13 protein-coding genes and 3 tRNA genes are annotated in these 17,944 nt (G+C 44.5%); 9 read left to right on the plus strand and 7 right to left on the minus strand.

Annotated features, from left to right (window positions below; translation table 11 throughout):
* Window positions 1–233: 233 nt before the first annotated feature.
* From dmpG to B3D47_RS03415, 5 genes are all read right to left on the minus strand, one after another.
* Window positions 234–1,253 carry a 4-hydroxy-2-oxovalerate aldolase gene (gene dmpG, locus B3D47_RS03395; RefSeq protein WP_004813375.1) on the minus strand — a complete coding sequence of 340 codons (1,020 nt, stop codon included), beginning with the start codon at window positions 1,251–1,253 and terminating at the stop codon, window positions 234–236.
* An 11-nt stretch (window positions 1,254–1,264) separates the two neighbouring features.
* Window positions 1,265–2,161, minus strand: a complete 897-nt coding sequence (locus B3D47_RS03400; RefSeq protein WP_004729408.1) for an acetaldehyde dehydrogenase (acetylating) — start codon at window positions 2,159–2,161, stop codon at window positions 1,265–1,267.
* A 21-nt stretch (window positions 2,162–2,182) separates the two neighbouring features.
* Window positions 2,183–2,980, minus strand: coding sequence for a 2-keto-4-pentenoate hydratase (locus B3D47_RS03405; RefSeq protein ID WP_286859930.1), 798 nt, complete (start codon window positions 2,978–2,980; stop codon window positions 2,183–2,185).
* Between the two features lie 407 nt (window positions 2,981–3,387).
* Entirely contained in the window at window positions 3,388–4,056 is a 669-nt protein-coding gene (locus B3D47_RS03410; protein WP_286859932.1) for an HAD-IA family hydrolase, read from the minus strand.
* Between the two features lie 378 nt (window positions 4,057–4,434).
* Window positions 4,435–5,403, minus strand: a complete 969-nt coding sequence (locus B3D47_RS03415; RefSeq protein WP_008305495.1) for an RluA family pseudouridine synthase — start codon at window positions 5,401–5,403, stop codon at window positions 4,435–4,437.
* Between the two features lie 771 nt (window positions 5,404–6,174).
* On the opposite strand from B3D47_RS03415, the gene B3D47_RS03420 reads away from it, so the two are divergent.
* The 5 genes from B3D47_RS03420 to B3D47_RS03440 all read left to right on the plus strand — a co-directional run bounded on the left by B3D47_RS03420 (window position 6,175) and on the right by B3D47_RS03440 (window position 12,062).
* Complete coding sequence (locus tag B3D47_RS03420) at window positions 6,175–9,597, plus strand: Rne/Rng family ribonuclease (RefSeq protein WP_286859934.1); 3,423 nt, start codon at window positions 6,175–6,177, stop codon at window positions 9,595–9,597.
* A 172-nt stretch (window positions 9,598–9,769) separates the two neighbouring features.
* A complete protein-coding gene (locus tag B3D47_RS03425) occupies window positions 9,770–11,611 on the plus strand; it encodes a long-chain-acyl-CoA synthetase (protein WP_248603253.1) in 1,842 nt (613 codons plus the stop codon).
* 131 nt (window positions 11,612–11,742) lie between these two features.
* Window positions 11,743–11,818 (plus strand) — tRNA-Lys (locus B3D47_RS03430).
* A gap of 20 nt (window positions 11,819–11,838) precedes the next feature.
* Window positions 11,839–11,914, plus strand: a tRNA-Lys gene (locus B3D47_RS03435).
* A 72-nt stretch (window positions 11,915–11,986) separates the two neighbouring features.
* Window positions 11,987–12,062, plus strand: a tRNA-Lys gene (locus B3D47_RS03440).
* A 313-nt stretch (window positions 12,063–12,375) separates the two neighbouring features.
* On the opposite strand, the gene B3D47_RS03445 is transcribed toward B3D47_RS03440, so the two are convergent.
* A complete protein-coding gene (locus B3D47_RS03445) occupies window positions 12,376–13,062 on the minus strand; it encodes a hypothetical protein (RefSeq protein WP_286859936.1) in 687 nt (228 codons plus the stop codon).
* A 234-nt stretch (window positions 13,063–13,296) separates the two neighbouring features.
* Here B3D47_RS03445 and B3D47_RS03450 point away from each other — a divergent pair, with 234 nt between their 5' ends.
* From B3D47_RS03450 to B3D47_RS03460, 3 genes are all read left to right on the plus strand, one after another.
* Window positions 13,297–13,566 carry a PspC domain-containing protein gene (locus tag B3D47_RS03450; RefSeq protein WP_286859938.1) on the plus strand — a complete coding sequence of 90 codons (270 nt, stop codon included), beginning with the start codon at window positions 13,297–13,299 and terminating at the stop codon, window positions 13,564–13,566.
* A gap of 180 nt (window positions 13,567–13,746) precedes the next feature.
* Window positions 13,747–14,532 (plus strand): sulfite exporter TauE/SafE family protein, encoded by a 786-nt coding sequence (locus B3D47_RS03455; RefSeq protein WP_286859939.1) that lies wholly within the window; start codon window positions 13,747–13,749, stop codon window positions 14,530–14,532.
* Between the two features lie 79 nt (window positions 14,533–14,611).
* Entirely contained in the window at window positions 14,612–16,024 is a 1,413-nt protein-coding gene (locus B3D47_RS03460; protein WP_004890394.1) for an SLC13 family permease, read from the plus strand.
* Window positions 16,025–16,096: 72 nt separating this feature from the next.
* Here the strand turns inward: B3D47_RS03460 and B3D47_RS03465 are convergent, their stop codons facing one another.
* Window positions 16,097–17,206, minus strand: coding sequence for an HPP family protein (locus tag B3D47_RS03465; RefSeq protein WP_004890397.1), 1,110 nt, complete (start codon window positions 17,204–17,206; stop codon window positions 16,097–16,099).
* Between the two features lie 186 nt (window positions 17,207–17,392).
* On the opposite strand from B3D47_RS03465, the gene B3D47_RS03470 reads away from it, so the two are divergent.
* A complete protein-coding gene (locus B3D47_RS03470) occupies window positions 17,393–17,851 on the plus strand; it encodes a hypothetical protein (protein WP_278363311.1) in 459 nt (152 codons plus the stop codon).
* Window positions 17,852–17,944: the final 93 nt, after the last annotated feature.

The following is a 17,944-nucleotide window of genomic DNA, read 5'->3' on the forward strand; positions in this document are numbered from 1 at the left end:
CCTCATGTTTGAATTCGCCCTTTTTATAATACCCAAAAACTATAAGTTGTATTTATAAAAAATATGATAGATATTTAATTCAGGGGATTTATTTCGCAGTTCAAATATTTATGTACGACAGCATACATAAGTTATTTCTAAATTTATTTTTAATTGTGTTGCTTAAATATTTTTAAATTTAAAAATAAAAAAGCGCCCTTTCGGACGCTTTTTTAAAACTTGCGTTTTAACAATTAAGCTTGAAGCTCACGTGCTTTCGCCATTGTTAATGCCAAATCTTCGATCATGTCTTCCTGACCACCAACCGTACCACGGCGACCAAGTTCCATCAGGATTTCACGCGCAGAAACGCCATATTTCGCTTCAGCACGTTTCGCGAACAACAGGAATGAAGAGTAAACACCCGCATAACCTAAAGTTGCCGCATCACGGTCTGCACGAATTGGATTGTGCATCATTGGAATCACAAGGTCTTCAGCAACGTCTTGTACTTTGAACAAGTCAACGCCAGTGTCCATACCCATACGGTTTGCAACAGCAATAAACAGCTCAAGTGGTGTGTTACCCGCACCAGCACCAAGACCAGCAGAAGCCAAGTCCACACGTACCGCACCTGCTTGAACAGCAGCAACCGTATTCGATACACCCATACCTAAGTTATGGTGACCGTGGAAACCTAGCTCGATGCTCGGGTCCAAGTGTTGACGTAAGTGACCTACGCGGTCGATCACATCTTGAGGAAGCATGTAACCCGCAGAGTCAGTCACATAAATACAGTTTGCACCGTAAGACACCATCTTGTTTGCTTCTTCAAGCAATTTTTCAGGTGAAGCCATGTGAGCTAACATCAAGAAGCCCACTGTATCCATTTCTAATTTACGTGCAGCGGTAATGTGCTGTTCCGAACAATCCGCTTCAGTACAATGCGTCGCCACACGAATGGTAGATACACCAATTTCATGTGCCATTTTCAAATGGTCAACCGTACCGATACCAGGAAGAAGTAATGCAGATACTTTTGCGTTCTTCATACGTGGTACAACAGCAGACAGGTATTCTTCATCCGTTGCAGCAGCAAAACCGTAGTTTACTGATGAACCACCCAGGCCGTCACCATGCGTTACTTCAATTAAAGGTACGCCAGCATCATCAAGTGCTGTTGAAATCGCAATCATTTGCTCAACAGTGGTTTGATGGCGCTGCGGGTGCATACCATCACGCAAAGTCATATCATGAACAATAATCTTAGACATGTGGTTGCTCCTTAAGCTTCTTCTTTGTTGAATACGTGTTCAGCGAACATTTCTGCAGTACGTGCAGCTGCTGCTGTCATGATGTCCAGGTTACCTGCATATTTAGGTAAGAAGTCACCGAGACCTTCTACTTCTAGGAAGATAGAAACACGGTTACCGTCAAAAATAGGACCGTTTACTAATTTGTAACCTGGTACATATTTTTGAACCTCTTTAATCATTGCGTGTACTGATTCAGTGATCGCAGCTTGATCTGGTTCACCTTCAACTAAGCAGTGAACAGTGTCACGCATCATCAGTGGTGGCTCAGCCGGGTTAATGATGATGATCGCTTTACCTTGTTTCGCACCACCAACTTTCTCAATTGCGCCTGCAGTTGTACGCGTAAATTCATCAATGTTTTTACGTGTACCAGGACCAACAGATTTAGTCGATACAGTTGCAATGATTTCACCGTATTCAACAGGTTGAACGCGAGATACTGCAGCAACCATTGGAATTGTTGCCTGACCACCACAAGTTACCATGTTTACGTTTGGCACTTCGCCAGCTGCAAGCAATGCTTCAAGGTTCACTGGTGGTACGCAGAATGGACCAATCGCTGCAGGCGTTAAGTCAATCATGAGCACGCCAAGTTCATTTAACTTGCGGCTGTTTTCAGCGTGAACGTAGGCAGATGTTGCGTCGAATGCAATTTTGATGTCATCTTCAAGAACGTGAGGAAGAAGACCATCTACACCTTCAGCAGTAGTTTTTAAACCCATTTTCGCTGCACGCGCAAGACCTTCAGAAGTTGGGTCAATACCCACCATCCATACTGGTTCTAACCATTCGCTGCGTTGTAACTTGTAAAGCAAATCCGTACCAATATTACCTGGACCGATCATTGCACATTTAATCTTTTTCATGAATGTACTCTCAATATTCGATTATTCAGCAGCAAAAGCAGCTGTTACTGAACCAAAGCCTTCAATCTCAACGACAAATTCGTCGCCTGCATTTGCGACAACCATTGGACCAAGCGCACCCGTTAAAATGATGTCACCTGCAAGCAATGGACGGCCACGACGTACCATTTCGTCAGCCAGCCAAACTGCGGCATTCAACGGGTTTGCCAGACATGCTTTACCCACACCTTGAGACACCACTTCGCCTGCGCGAGTCATGGTCATTTTGCAATTTACAAGGTCAAGGTTGTCGAGTTTCACAGGACGTGAACCCAATACAAAAGCCGCTGAAGATGCGTTATCTGCAACGGTGTCGATTAAACTGATTTTCCAGTTTTCGATACGGCTATCAACCACTTCGACTGCAGGAAGTGCATAGTCAGTTGCACTGATAATGTCTGCGTAAGTATGTTTTTCTTTGGTTAAATCTTCTTTGATCACCAATGCGATTTCCGCTTCAACTTTAGGTTGAATCAAAAGACCTGCAGGAATCGCTTCACCATCGCCATAGGCCATGTCGGCAAACAACATACCGAAGTCAGGCTGATCCACACCTAGTTGTGCTTGAACCACTTTAGAGGTCAGACCAATTTTACGACCGACCAGACGGCGGCCTTCAGACAATGCACGTGCTGTATTCACTTCCTGAACGGCATAGGCGATATCCACGTCAGCACTCTCGCCACCCATTTGTGGGCGAATCGGTGTGATCGCAGTTTTTGATAATTCAGCGCTACGGAGTGCTTGAGCAACTGATTCAACGACAGCAGAATTCGACATCAATGTTTCCTTAAACTGCAAAAATGAGGTTTATGCTGGAATCCAGAACCGAGCCAAACCAAGAGCAAAAAACGTTCTGCAATTTGGAAAAGTGGCGGATTCTGAAAAGAGCATAAAAATAAACAGTCTAAGAATCGGAAAATTAATGAATGAATGCCAATAGTTATTTTATTTTTCGCTATAGCTAATAGCTATAAATATTTCTTATGTTAATTCATATAAAACAATAATTTGATTAATTTTAATAGAAAAATACCGAGTGAAATTCTCAACAATTTTGGTCGTTCAAATTGATCAAGTTTGCAGCTTTAGACTAAAAGATTAGACTAAATGCACGAATTTAATTCAATGACAGACATTTAAACTGTATAAATTGTCTGTCATTTGATAAAACCCAGCATACTGAATTAAATCGCTTCCTTCCATTGGACTTTAGCCAATAAAAACTCATGTAAGCTGCTGACATCATTCACAATCGACAGCGGATTAAACTTCGCTAAAGTCTCTGACGTATGCACACCATAACTTACGCCTACACTTGGCATGACAATATTCAGCGCCATTTCCAGGTCATAAGAGGTATCCCCCACCATAATCGCTTCATGGGCATGTATACCAGTTTCTGCCAGAATTTCCTCTAACATTAAAGGATCTGGTTTAGAACGGGTTTCACTGGCAGCACGAGTTGCATGAAAGAGTTCCAGACTATTGGTCTGCTTTAATACACGATCCAACCCTTTACGGCTTTTACCTGTAGCGACAGCCAGTTTAATCCCTTGATCTTTTAATGCGTATAGCATCTCAGATACACCTTCAAACCAGGCATCCTCAACCGAGTTCGCGACATAATGTTCTGAATAAGCCTGCAAAATATCCGCATGCAATTCTGGCACAGCTGGGAATAATCGTTGCGCGACTTCCGGCAGACCTAAACCGATAATGCTTTTGGCATCAGCATCGGTCAGCGGTTGATTAAATTGCTGCGCGGCAAATTGCAGGCTAGCCACAATTTGACCAACTGAATCAAACAAAGTGCCATCCCAATCAAAAATGACCAGTTTTACAGGTGAGTTCATAAAGATTTCCTAGATTTGATTCAGGGTTAAATCCACCTCGACCCTCTTTTGAAAAAGAAGAGTGAGTTTCATTCTAAAATTACTATTACGCAATTTCCCAACAGATGATATTGGCTATTTGATTGCGACATGGATGTCGCTGTAGATCTGTGGCACAAGGAAGTGCCATCAGATCTACAAAAGATTTTTGTTACTTCTCATCTTTGAAAAGTAAGGCTAGCCTACGAAATAGTTCTTTAATTTATAAAGGTCTTTTGAGGCATTGCCTTGTACTTAACAACAATTAAGAGATTTTAAATATCTCCTAACCCTTCTTTAAAAAAGAGGGAGAACTTTCTCTAAGTATCTAGAAATATCAAAGAAAAATTATGAGAATGATTACTCATCATCTTCCGCAGGCGTTACAACCTTATCTGCCTTCTGTGCTCTTAACTGTGCAACCAGACTCTGCATATCTTCTGGCAATGGCGCTTCAATGGTCGGATAACCCGGAATCTCCAGACGCATGGCATGCAAACATAAACGGCGTGGTTTTGGCCCACGATACTCCGTCTCATGACCATACTTTTCATCACCCACCAGCGGATGACCAATGCTTAAACCATGTACACGAATCTGATGGGTACGACCTGACAATGGCGATGCATAGACCAGTGTGGCATGCATAAAGCGTTCTGCTACATTCCACTGGGTTTTCGAATCCTTACCTTCTTTAGAAACACGGACACGACGTTCACCATTAGACAGCTCATAACGGTGTAAAGGTGCATCAATAAGTTGCTTATCCAGACTTACTTGCCCTTTCACGACTGCCGCATAAGTTTTTTTAATTTTATGTTCACGTAATAAATCTTGCAGGGTTTTAAGCACACTACGTTTTTTCGAGATCATCACCAGACCGGATGTATCACGGTCAATACGATGAATCAGCTCCAAGTATTTTTTACCCGTTGCAGCACGCAGACCTTCGATCAGGCCATAGGCCACACCGCTACCGCCATGTACCGCAATCCCGGAAGGTTTATTGACAACCATCAAGCCTTCATCTTCATAGATTACACGTGCCAACAGACCTTGAGCGACCTTGTCAGAAACCGGTGCAGCAGATTCATCTTTTTGTTCATAACGTATTGGTGCCACACGGATTTGATCACCAATGGCCAGTTTAGTTTCTGCCTTAATTCGTTTTTTATTGACGCGAACCTGGCCTTCACGAATCAAACGATAGATGCGGCTTTTTGGTACACCTTTTAGACGGCTAAACAGGAAATTATCGATTCGCTGTCCATCTTGGTGCTCATCCACCTCAAACCACGTGACGTTTTGCCATTGTTGCGTAGAATTCATACAGTTACTATGACCTAAAAATTGATTGAAATTGATTAATAAATGACCACTTAGGCTATGCTTTACACAAGAAACATAAGCTTAGCCCATAGGCAGATGATTCAAGGTTTGATATAGTCAGCGCACGGAAACCATCGTTTGTGAGTAAAAGTTGGTGCATGACAGATTTATTTCTGTACATGATCATTCAATTAAACCCTCACATAATACGGGAAGGTCCCAAAAGAATTATGCCGACGCCGAAGGCTTATTATATCGGCAAAAAAGCAAACTGTTGCGTTTAATTGTACCTCAGGTACATAAATCAGTTTGTCTGAAAAAATATGTCGCCAACCTAGTTGGCTTTTAAACGTAAACTGATACACATCAGATTAGTCGCACCCTGAAGACGACTTCAGGCTACAGCGTTTGATGCATTGGATCTGCACAGTTTGTAAAGGTACGACGATAATTCCGTATCAAGACACTCTATCTATAAAGAAGGGATGATCTTCGAGCAATGTGACAGTGAAAGTTACTCACATCCAATGCACCGCTCGTCCGCCAGTGAAGCGTTCAGGTGACTTTAATCGTTTAAAGATTGAAGCCGTATTGCCATCATCAATACGTGAATCAAAACCAAAGCTGATCTATATCAAAATAGACGCTGGGAATAAAAGACTCAAACCACAATGAAATTCATTGCAGATTTGAGCCATTGATCCGTGATGTGTGATGTTCGCTACGTGTATAGCGATTTTTTGCTGTGTATCACTATAAGGTGTTACACCCATGAAACGTATGTTGATTAATGCAACACATGCCGAAGAGATTCGCGTTGCACTTGTCACTGGTCAGCGTCTTTACGATTTCGATTTAGAGAATCGTACCCGTGAACAAAAGAAATCTAATATCTATAAAGGTCACGTGACTCGCGTAGAACCTTCTTTAGAAGCTGTATTTGTTGAATACGGTGCGGGTCGTCAAGGTTTCTTGTCGATGCGTGAAATTGCCAATACTTACTACAAAGCAGATCCTCGCCAAACTTCGAATATCCGCGAACTGATCACTGAAGGCACCGAGCTTCTGGTTCAGGTAGAAAAAGAAGAACGTGGCAATAAAGGTGCTGCCCTTTCTACTTTTATTTCTCTTGCTGGCCGTTATCTGGTATTGATGCCAAACAATCCGAAAGGTGGGGGTATCAGCCGTCAGATTTCTGGTTCAGTGCGTGAAGAGCTGAAAGAGATGCTGGCCTCTTTAAATGTACCGCGTGGTATGAGCGTGATTGTACGTACTGCAGGGATCGGCCGCTCTCAAGAAGAACTGCAACTTGATCTTCAGCACTTGCTTGACCTTTGGGCGCAAATCCAAAGCACTGCAAGCTCTGGTCCATCACCAATGCTGGTTCATCAGGAAGCAGGCGTAGTAACTCGTGCGATTCGTGATTATTTACGTGACGACGTTGCTGAAATCCTGATTGACTCAGAACAAGCCTATAACGAAGCATACAACTTCGTAAAAGCGGTCATGCCACGTCAGTTAGACAAGCTCAAAACCTATACTTTAAATGAGCCATTATTTGCTCACTTCGGTATCGAAAGCCAGATCCAAACAGCTTATGAACGCGAAGTAAAACTTCCTTCAGGTGGCTCAATCGTGATTGACCAGACTGAAGCATTGGTGTCAATCGACATCAACTCGGCAAAATCGACTCGTGGTCAGGATGTTGAAGATACAGCGTTAAATACCAACCTTGAAGCTGCTGAAGAAATTGCACGCCAGTTACGTTTACGTGATATTGGTGGCTTAGTCGTGATCGACTTTATCGATATGACCAAAGACCGCAACCAGCGCATGGTTGAAGCAAAACTGCGTGAAGCAACCCAAAGTGACCGTGCACGTATCCAGTTTGGTCAATTGTCACGTTTTGGCCTGATGGAAATGAGCCGTCAACGCTTACGTCCTTCGCTTGAAGAAGCCACGGGCTATGTCTGCCCACGCTGTCATGGCACAGGTATGGTACGTGACCTGCGCTCTTTATCACTTTCAATTATGCGTAAAGTAGAAGAAATTGCTCTGCGTGAACGTCATGGTGAAGTTCAGGTTGAAGTACCGGTTGAAATCGCTGCATTCTTATTGAATGAAAAGCGTCATAGCCTAGTTTACCTAGAACAGACTTCAAGTACACGTGTGACTGTATTGCCGCACCCACATTTGGAAACGCCACATTACGAGATTTCTTACAATCCTGAAGGTTTCGCGCCAACTAGCTATGAACGTACTGAAGCAACACGTTCAAGCGAAAAAGAACTGGGTTATGAGTCTTCTGAGTGGCATTTAGAAGAAGAACAAAATGCGCATGCAGCTGCACCAGCGCCTGTACAGCAACAAAACAACGGCAGAAACAACAAACGCCGTAACAATCAACAGCAAAATCAGAACCAGAATGCACAGCAAGCACCGGTTGCCCAACAGGCACCTGCCCAGGTTGCTGCACCTGCTGCCAGCCCATGTGCATGGTTAGAAAACCTGTTTGTACAAAAACAGGCTGCAACTGTGGATCAATCTCGCACTGCCAATAATGCAGCTGCTGCGATTGAACAGCTGGTAAATAATGGCGCAGTCAGCCGTGGTCAGTTCGGCCAAGTTACATCACCTGTTGCACAGCAGGCGCCGCAGCATGTCCCACAACCAGCTGCTACACCAACCAGCAATGCTTACCTTGCACCATCAACTGTGGCACATAAGCCAGAGCGTGATCAGGCTGAAAAGGCTGAACGTGAAGAAAAATCACAACGCAGCCATAAAAAACAGCGCAACAACAAGCACAAAGAGCAACGCGAACCACAACAACATGACAATGCACCACAACAAGTGCATGAAGAAGTGGTTCAGTTGTCTCGCCAGGAACAGCGTCAAGAACAGCGTGAGCAAAAGCGTAAGAATCCGCGCCATCAGCAAGAGCACAACCAGGATGCTCAAGCTGAACCGCAAGCAGCTGTGCCACGTCGTGACCGTCGTAACCAGCAACGTCCAGAACGTCCTAATCGCCACCGCGATCAAAGCGTACTGAATGAGCAAACGGCTGCTCCACAAGCACCTGCTCAAGTTGAAGCTCCAGCAGCTAATGAACGTCAAGTACGCGTAGAGCTGATTGATGCACCGCGTCAGGATGTTACACCAACGGCTATGATGGTGAATGTCGATCAAGGACAAAGTGAAATCGTAGCGCTGAACGGTACAGCACCTGTAGTGGCTACTCCGGCTGAAGAAACTGCACCTGAAAAGGCACCAGCCGTAGCAACGATGGCAGCAGAACTGGAAGAGAAAACTGAAGCGGTTGATCTGACTGAAGCCCCTGCTCCAGCAGCAGCGCTTGAGCAGGTAACGCCGAAAGCTGAAAAGTCTCGTGCCAGCAATGACCCACGTCAACGTCGTCGTGACCGTCGTGCTGCACAAGGTCAGCAGGCTCAGGCCGCTCAGCTTCGTCCTTCACAAGTACCGACACTTGGTCAGTACACCGTAGGCAGCCTGATCCGTCATGTGTACGGTGAAGACTGTTCAGTACTGATTGAGCAGTTCGGCCTGATGGCGACCTTCAACCGTGCACTGGACAAGTTCACGCAGCAATACAATGAAACTGTTGTTGTAGCAGTGACCGCCGAGAAAAAACCGGTGACGCGTGATGTAGAGGTGAACAAGGCTCAGCCTGAACCAGAACCTGCTCCGGTACTGGATCTGACTCCACCAAAACCTGTGTCAGAAAAGCGTGTAGCTAACGATCCACGTGAGCGTCGTCGTCTAGCAAAACTTGCTGCGGAACAGGCACTTGTACAAGCAAAACAGGCAGCTCAACCGGAAGAAAAACCGACTGAACCCGCTGCTGAAGCTCAGGCTGTGGCAGCACAACAAGCTGAGACGATTGAAGTTCTAAGAACTGACGAGCCTGTTAAACCTTTAGTTGCTGATCAACCCGAGACTGCAGTAACAGCAGCTCAAACTGAGCCAGAAGCTACAGAACAGCCTGAAAATGCACCTGTTACAGCTAAAGCACCAGTTGCTGCCGCTGAAGAAGCATCAGCCGCTGAAAATGTAGCTGAAGCAAAAGCAGAAACAGTGGAAACAGAAGCGGAAAAAGCAGAGAAATCTCCTGCCCGTCCACGTCGCCCACGTGGCCGTCCACCGAAGAAAGCCAATACTGCAACTGAGTCATAATTCGCCCAATTGCAGTAACTAAAAAAAACCTAGTCATTTCGGTGACTAGGTTTTTTTTGCTAGATTTTGTCAAATTAGGTTGATTACTCTTTAAATCAACCATTAAAACTACAACGGACAGTTATTGCATATTCAGTGCACGTATCGGATACGTAAAAAAAATAGGATTCCCATGAGCCAAACCACACAACATGATCTGATTGGTATTGCTGATGTCGCAGCCAAAATCCCCGCTTTCCTGAAAAAAGTGCCGAACTTGGTCAATGGACTTAGGCAGGCTTATATACGTACCCCGAATACTGCTGCAGGTTTAGGTCTCGCTTTTGAAAAAGCGGTACAGCGCAACCCTGAAGGTATTGCCCTGCGTTTTGAAGACCAGAGCTTTAGTTATACAGAACTGAATGGCTGGGCCAACCAGATTGCACATTACTACCTGTCGCTAGGTGCGAAAAAAGGCGATGTCGTTGCCCTGATGGTCGAGAACCGCCCGGAAATGGTCGCCAGCGTGATTGGTCTGGCCAAGCTTGGTGTGACCATTGCCCTGCTGAATACTTCACAGGTCGGTAAAGTGCTGGCACATAGCATTAATCTGGTCAAACCGATTGCAGTCATCGTGGGTGATGAATGTCACGCTGCGGTTGCCGAGATCCGTGATGAACTGAATATCGCGGCGGACCGTTTCCACTGGTTTGCCGATCAGCCTACCCAGCAAAATCCTGGTCAGGCACCTGAAGGTTTTATCAATCTTGCTGAAGTCATTGATACTTTCCCGAAATTCAATCCATCAACAACACATAGTGTGCAAGGTAAAGATGGTCTGTTCTACATCTACACTTCCGGCACTACTGGTCTGCCGAAAGCCGTAATCTTTACCAATAGCCGCTGGACCCTTGCTTATGGCACCTATGGTCATGTGCTTAACTTGGGTACAGAGGATGTGATGTACTGCACCCTGCCACTGTATCATGCGACGGGCATGGTGGTATGCTGGTGTGGTGTGATTGCCGGTGCAGGGACATTTGCAATCCGCCGTAAATTCTCGACCTCTTCATTCTGGAAAGATGTACAAAAATTTGATGCTTCTGCAATCGGGTATGTCGGGGAACTTTGCCGTTACCTGATGGATGCACCTTCTTCAGAGCTGGAAAAAGGTCACCGCGTCAAGAAAATGATCGGTAACGGTATGCGTCCAAATATCTGGGATAAGTTCAAAAACCGTTTCGGTATTGAAGAAGTACTTGAACTATATGCATCCAGTGAAGGCAATGTCGGTTTCAGCAATGTGTTCAATTTCGACAATACTGTCGGATTCTCCCCAACTCCGTATGCGATTGTTGAATTCGATAAAGACAAAAACGAGCCGGTACGTGATGTCAAAGGTCACTGTAAACGCGTCAAAAAAGGCACAACAGGTCTGTTGATTGGTAAAATTACCCGTCGTTCGCCATTTGATGGGTATACCGATCCGGAAAAGAATAAGTCTGTCATTATGAAAGATGTGTTCTGCAAAGGTGATGCCTATTTCAATACCGGCGACCTGGTCCGCGACATCGGTTTCCGTCATGCGCAGTTTGTCGACCGTTTGGGGGATACTTTCCGCTGGAAAGGTGAAAATGTATCGACGACCGAAGTGGAAAACATGCTGACCGAGTATGACAAGATTGTAGAGGCAGTGGTGTATGGGGTGGAAATTCCAAACACCAATGGTCGTGCCGGTATGGCAGCCATTACGCTGAAACCGGAAGCTGAACTGAACGATACCGATCTGAAAGAGATGTTGAGCTGTTTCAAGAAATGTCTGCCTGCTTATTCGGTTCCGGTATTCCTGCGTATACAGCAACAGGTCGAAACCACTGGTACTTTTAAATACCAGAAAAATAAGTTGAAAGAGCAAGCATTTGATCCAAGCAAGACTAATGAGCGTTTACTGGTGTGCTTACCGGGAGCGGATGCTTATTGCGATGTAACGCCAGAAGTTTTTACCAACATCCAGGCCTATCAATATCGCTTCTAAGTGCTGAAGTTGCCTATTTTTTGTGTATATAAATTCAATTTGTTGCATTTATAATCAAACATGGGCAACTTTGTTATTTTTTACTTGCGCTGATTTCATATCTTGCTACAATACGCTCCATCAAATGATATGGGTCGTTAGCTCAGTTGGTAGAGCAGCGGACTTTTAATCCGTTGGTCCCGCGTTCGAGTCGCGGACGACCCACCATTTATTTGACAGCCTAAGATGGGTCGTTAGCTCAGTTGGTAGAGCAGCGGACTTTTAATCCGTTGGTCCCGCGTTCGAGTCGCGGACGACCCACCATCTTATCCTTCGGGATAGCGCAATTACCAAATCTTGCGTCGTAAAAATGATCTTCATCATTTCTACTCCTCAGGGTCGTTAGCTCAGTTGGTAGAGCAGCGGACTTTTAATCCGTTGGTCCCGCGTTCGAGTCGCGGACGACCCACCATTCCTCTTCCATTCTGCGAAGATTATAACACCTGTATATTCTAATCAAGATCATCAACTGATCACGGCTTTGATTCGTCTTTTCTGAATTCTTGCTCTCTTAATTTTAAAATATGCTGGGATTATTTTAGATATATTTGTGCGTTATTAGTCCAGTTACTAGAACAAGAGCTTCTTAAGCTATGGGACGTGATTTCAAGTCCTACATAACCACCAAACTACAGTTTTCTTTCAATCGTTTTATAATTTTTATCTATATCTGGGCTATTTCAACGCATCAGGATTTTTTTGATTTTTCTTAGTCTCCCCTCGCCTTATTGTGGCGAAGGCAATTGATTATCAACATCTTTTACCAGTTCATAAGATATACGTGGCAGCACATAATGTCGATCCATCAGCTCTTGACGATTTTCTTGCTGGGTTTTTTCAATATTCATCACCAGCTTGGTATTGTCTTTGACGGTATAAAACAAAACCAGGCCCTCTTTACGGTAGACCACCAGCTCCTTACGGGTGGGGTTCAATTCCCAACGGTCTTTACGATAGGTTGAATAAGGTGTCGCCATCTTGTTTTGGAAGGTAAATACCTGACCATGTTGCAAGATACTGCGATATACCAGGCCATTCGGGGCAAGGGTGAGAATAAACATTGCCTTGCCATTTTTGCAGGGAGAAAAACCATCATTACAACTGACTTCCGTGTAATAGCGTCCAACGAAGTCAACCGCATAATCTGGAATAGGCTGTCCATTAAAACCATCTTCCTCTCTGAAAGTGGCATGACCGGCAATATCAGTCAGTTTCTTGGCTTGAGTACTTTCATCTAGCGCTCGATTAGCAAGAGAAACAGCTACCCCCTCTTTATGGTGCAACTCAAGTTCAGTATCACTGATCGGTTTACCCGAATGAGGCTCACACCCCACCAGCCCGAGTGTACTCAGTAATATCACACCGAGCTGATACTCCAACCTCTTGAAAGCTTTAAAAACCTTAAATTTCATTTAATTCAACCAGATTATGAACAGCCAAGCATTTTTATAAAATCAAAGGCAGGAGATTATTATTAAATTCAGGAACCTTCGTCTTCATGTTAAAGATTCCGAGAAAAATACTTAATCCCAATTTACATAAATTTACGAATAAATTGTATTTAGACACTTTAAAAATAACAACTTAGCTCCATATTTTAAAAGGAACATCGTTGTTCTTTTATCTTAATTATTAAGGAGACCTGAATGGCCAATGTTGGTTTATATCGCTCTAACCGCTCGAACATGATTGCAGGTGTGATGGGTGGTATTGCTGAACGTTTTGGTTGGAATGCAAATTTACTGCGTCTGATTTTCGTGGTGATCTCTATAATGAGTGCCGCTTTCCCAGGTATCCTAGTTTATCTTGTACTTTGGCTGATCATGCCAAAAAAGCAAGCTATGGTTGAACATAACCCGCATCAGTCTACGGGCTATCAACGACCAATTCGTGATGTAAATAAAGATCCGCTGTAAGTTTCCTTTTTATAGAATAAATAGTAATTCCCTTTTGCGCTGTGGCATTTCCCCTAATGACCACAGCTTTTTTTTGCCTGCTTCAGGCGATTTAATAAATTGTTAAATTATTTCTCTAGCCTTTGCCAACTGGCTGATTTCTCTATAACTTAGTTAAAAACTCCTTGAAATGGATTCAGGATGACACAGGCTGAATGGATTGTACTGTGCTTATGTGCTGTAGCAGCACTGCTGCATGGCTTGAGTGGGTTTGGCTTCCCGATGATGAGTACTGCGGTACTATCCAGCCAATATCCCTTGAGTCTGGCAGTGACACTGGTCATTTTCCCCTGCCTGCTCCTGAATCTGTTGATGCTGAATGCTGATCCGCGGCACAGTCTGCTGCAGAGCATTCGCTATTATCTCAAACAGTATTGGCCACTGATTTTAAGCAGCCTGATTGGCAGTTTGTTCGGAGTCAAACTGCTGCTGTGGCTGAATGAAGGCTATCTCAAACTGCTGCTAGGGACAGTAATTATATTTTATGTACTAGATCAGCTTCGCTCCAAATCTTTTCAGAGCAGCCCGCATATTCTGAGTATGGTATGTTTTGGTTTATTGGCTGGTGTGATTGGTGGAGCGACCAATGCCATGGCTCCTTTCCTGATGATGTATCTGCTCAGCAGCCAGCTCAGCAAGACCGATATCGTCATTATCAGCAACCTGAATTTTATTGTCAGTAAACTGATCCAGTTACTTTTATTGTTCCCAATCCTGATCCAGATTAATCCACAACAACAATCCATTTTGATCGGTATTACCATTTTTGCTTTGATTGGCGTCTGGATTGGCGGAAAAATCCGTCATCGCCTGTCACAGCGGCATTTTAAATTTTTAGTCTTAGGCTTGCTGATGGTTTTAGGCATACAGGCTCTATGGCAGAGTACTGCATTATTACAACATTCAAATCATCTTTTTTTAAATTAGTATAATTTGTAATCAAACCTCTTTATGATTAGAAAGATTCTTCATAAAAATTAGCTGTATAAAAACAAGGAGTGTGCGTATGACAAGTCAAAACCTTGCCACCCCCACCAACGTTATGCCTAAAGGCGTAATGAAAGGATGGATCCTGATTATCATCGCGGCCATTGTAGCCTTTATCCTGTATCAGGTTTTACCTTATGACCAGAATGCTAGCAAAGGTCTGGCTCTGCTGGCTTTTATTGGCATTTTATGGCTGACAGAAGCAATTCATATCACTATTACTGCCCTGCTGATTCCCATACTGGCAGTACTGTTAGCCATGCCGATGGCCGACGGCGATGCGCTGGTACCCATTACCACCCAAGCTGCTTTAACCACCTTTGCCGATCCGGTTATTTTCCTGTTTTTTGGTGGTTTTGCACTGGCAACGGCGCTGCATATCCAGAAACTGGACAAGAAAATTGCCATGTGGATTATTTCCTTATCCGGTGGACATTTGGGTATTTCAGTATTGGCCATTTTTGCCGTGACTGCCGCCCTGTCCATGTGGATTTCTAATACGGCTACCGCAGCCATGATGTTACCGCTGGCGCTGGGTTTACTTTCGCATCTGGATGTCGAGAAAGAACGTAAAACCTTCGTATTTATTCTGCTCGGGATTGCCTACTCCGCCAGTATTGGTGGTCTAGGTACAATCGTAGGTTCGCCACCGAATGCCATTGCTGCCAAAGCGCTGGGTTATGACTTTGCAGACTGGATGAAAATTGGTTTGCCAATGATGTTCATTATCTTGCCTGCGATGCTGATCAGTCTTTATCTAGTGCTGCGTCCCAAGCTGAATCACAAAGTACAGTTTGTCACTGAAGATATTCCCTGGACCCGCAGCCGTATTGCCGCAATGGTGCTATTTATCTGTACTGCCCTGGCCTGGATTTTCAGTAAAAAGCTGACCGAGAACTTTGGAATCAGCCAGCCAGATACCTGGATTGCGATTCTGGCCGCATGTATGGTGGCAATTTTAGGTACCGCAACCTGGAAGCAGATTGCAGAGAATACCGACTGGGGCGTGCTCTATCTGTTTGGCGGCGGCCTGACCTTGAGTGCCATTTTAAAAGATTCAGGCAGCTCTCTGGTCTTGGGGCAAACTCTGGCAAATACCTTTGGTGATACTTCACCTTTAGTGATTATCTTTGTGGTAGCAACCTTCATCATTTTCCTGACCGAATTTACCAGTAATACCGCATCCGCTGCACTACTGGTGCCGGTCTTTGCCGCCATTGCCGATCAGATGGGAATGCCTAAAGAAATTCTGGTGATTGTGATTGGAATTGGTGCATCCTGTGCTTTCATGCTGCCTGTAGCAACACCGCCGAATGCGATTGTCTTTGGTACCGGTTATATTCAGCAGTCGGAAATGATGAAAGTTGGCTTTGTCCTCAACATCATGTGTATTTTCCTGGTATCGCTATTTATTTACTGGTTCTTTCTCTAAAGATGAATGGATTAAAAAAGCACGCTACGGCGTGCTTTTTCATTTTCGAAGATAGATCTACATCCGTCCAGATCAGGCACTCAGCTTGAAATGATTTAACTCCTGATATAAAGCGGCAATCATGTCAGCACGGCTAATGATACCGACCAGCTGACCTTCGTCCAGTACCGGAATATAATTAAAGGAACGCTCAACGAAATACGGCACCAGGTCCTGAATCGGCTGGCCAGGCTGTACAGTCACCACCTTCCGGCTCATAATATGTCCGACTTCAGATTCCCAGCCACTGCGAATATCGGTGGCACGCTCAAACCATTCCACCAGCTGATACATCGCCAAAGTTCCAACCAGTTTCTTTTCCGCATTCACTACCGGTAAGCTCATCAGATTCATCTGTCGGAATTTCGCCAAGGCATGCCGGATATCATCACTTTCCTGCAAGCTGGCAACGTCTTTACTCATGATATCCTGACACAGGAACGGGCTGTCAGCACGTTCACTGGCCTTGCTCTGTGCTTCCAGAATAATTTTTTGCAGGTCATATTCACTGATATCTAGTAACTGGGTCTGTTGATCAAGTACAGCCTGAATATCCTGTGGCTGAATCGTCACTTTCTGGGTCGGGGTTGGGTCTTTAGAACGGGTATTAATCTGCAGCTGTTGCGGATAAGCCTTACCCAACATCCGGTTAAATACAATCGCTACCACCATCAACAGTACCGAGTTCAGCAAGACCGGATAGAACACAAAAGCATAGCCCAGCTCATGAATGGCATTGCCGCCCAGTACCGCTGTAATCGCCACTGCCCCACTTGGTGGATGTAGAGAATCAGTGCTTAGCATCAATATAATCGCAATTGCTACTGCCAGACTGAATGCCAGGGTCAGGCTGGGAAACAGCAAAGTACAGCTCACCCCTACGATCGCGGCAATAGTATTTCCAACCACCATATTCCACGGCTGTGCCAGCGGACTGGCAGGTACGGCAAACAGTAATACTGACGAAGCACCCATCGGCGCGATATACCACGCCTGAAAATCACCCAGTGCCCACAGGCTGATTAAAGACGACAGTGCCAGACCGATCAATGCACCTAAACCACACAGGATACGGTCTTTGACAGGGAGAATTTTAAAATTTGGCTTAAGGCTTTGCAGCCATTCTGAGGAACTATGCAACACGGTTGGCCTGAATTATTGTTTTGGGGAGTGCAGGCATTATAAAACCCTTGGCTTTAAAGATGTATTTATTTTATATCTTTTACTCATTGGTTTTTTTGCTTATGCTGAGGGTGCTCTATCTAAAAAATTATAATCAGAGCCGCGCCTAAGCGGCGTATTTTCTTCTCTCAAACAAGAATAAAAACGATGCATTTTCTAATCCAGCCTTTACAACAAACCAAAACCGGAATTGCAGTACAACTGTTGCTGGCACCCGTACTCGGTTTAACCTCACTCTATGGACCTTTGATGTTCGTGCTGCTGATCTTGCACTTGTTATTCCTGGCTATGACTTCGAGCTCACTTCTACTCTCGATGGTGACTTTCATGCTGATCATGTACATTTTCGGGCTGCTGTTTTATCTCTGCCTGATCTATATTCCTTTATGTATCAGTCTATTTGTATTACACCATCTACAGCAGTTTCATATCTTCAGTATTGTACTGGTGGGTATTCTGGCAACGCTGATTCTGGCTTATTTCCTCAGTTCCAATGATCTGCTCAGTACTCTATTCATGATTTCCTGCTTTAGCCTGCCCTCTATCGGATTTTTTATCTTTCTCAGTCTGCGTGCGCATGAACAGGCAGTTGCGTCAGGCGAATAAAAAGCGGCGCAGGCAATTAATGGATAACCTTTGCCACGCCTTCGCAAAATCCTTATAATCAAGCACAATTTTTCTCTAATTTTAAGTGGATGA

This window comes from Acinetobacter sp. UBA3461 (assembly GCF_002381195.1).
Lineage (GTDB): Bacteria > Pseudomonadota > Gammaproteobacteria > Pseudomonadales > Moraxellaceae > Acinetobacter > Acinetobacter schindleri.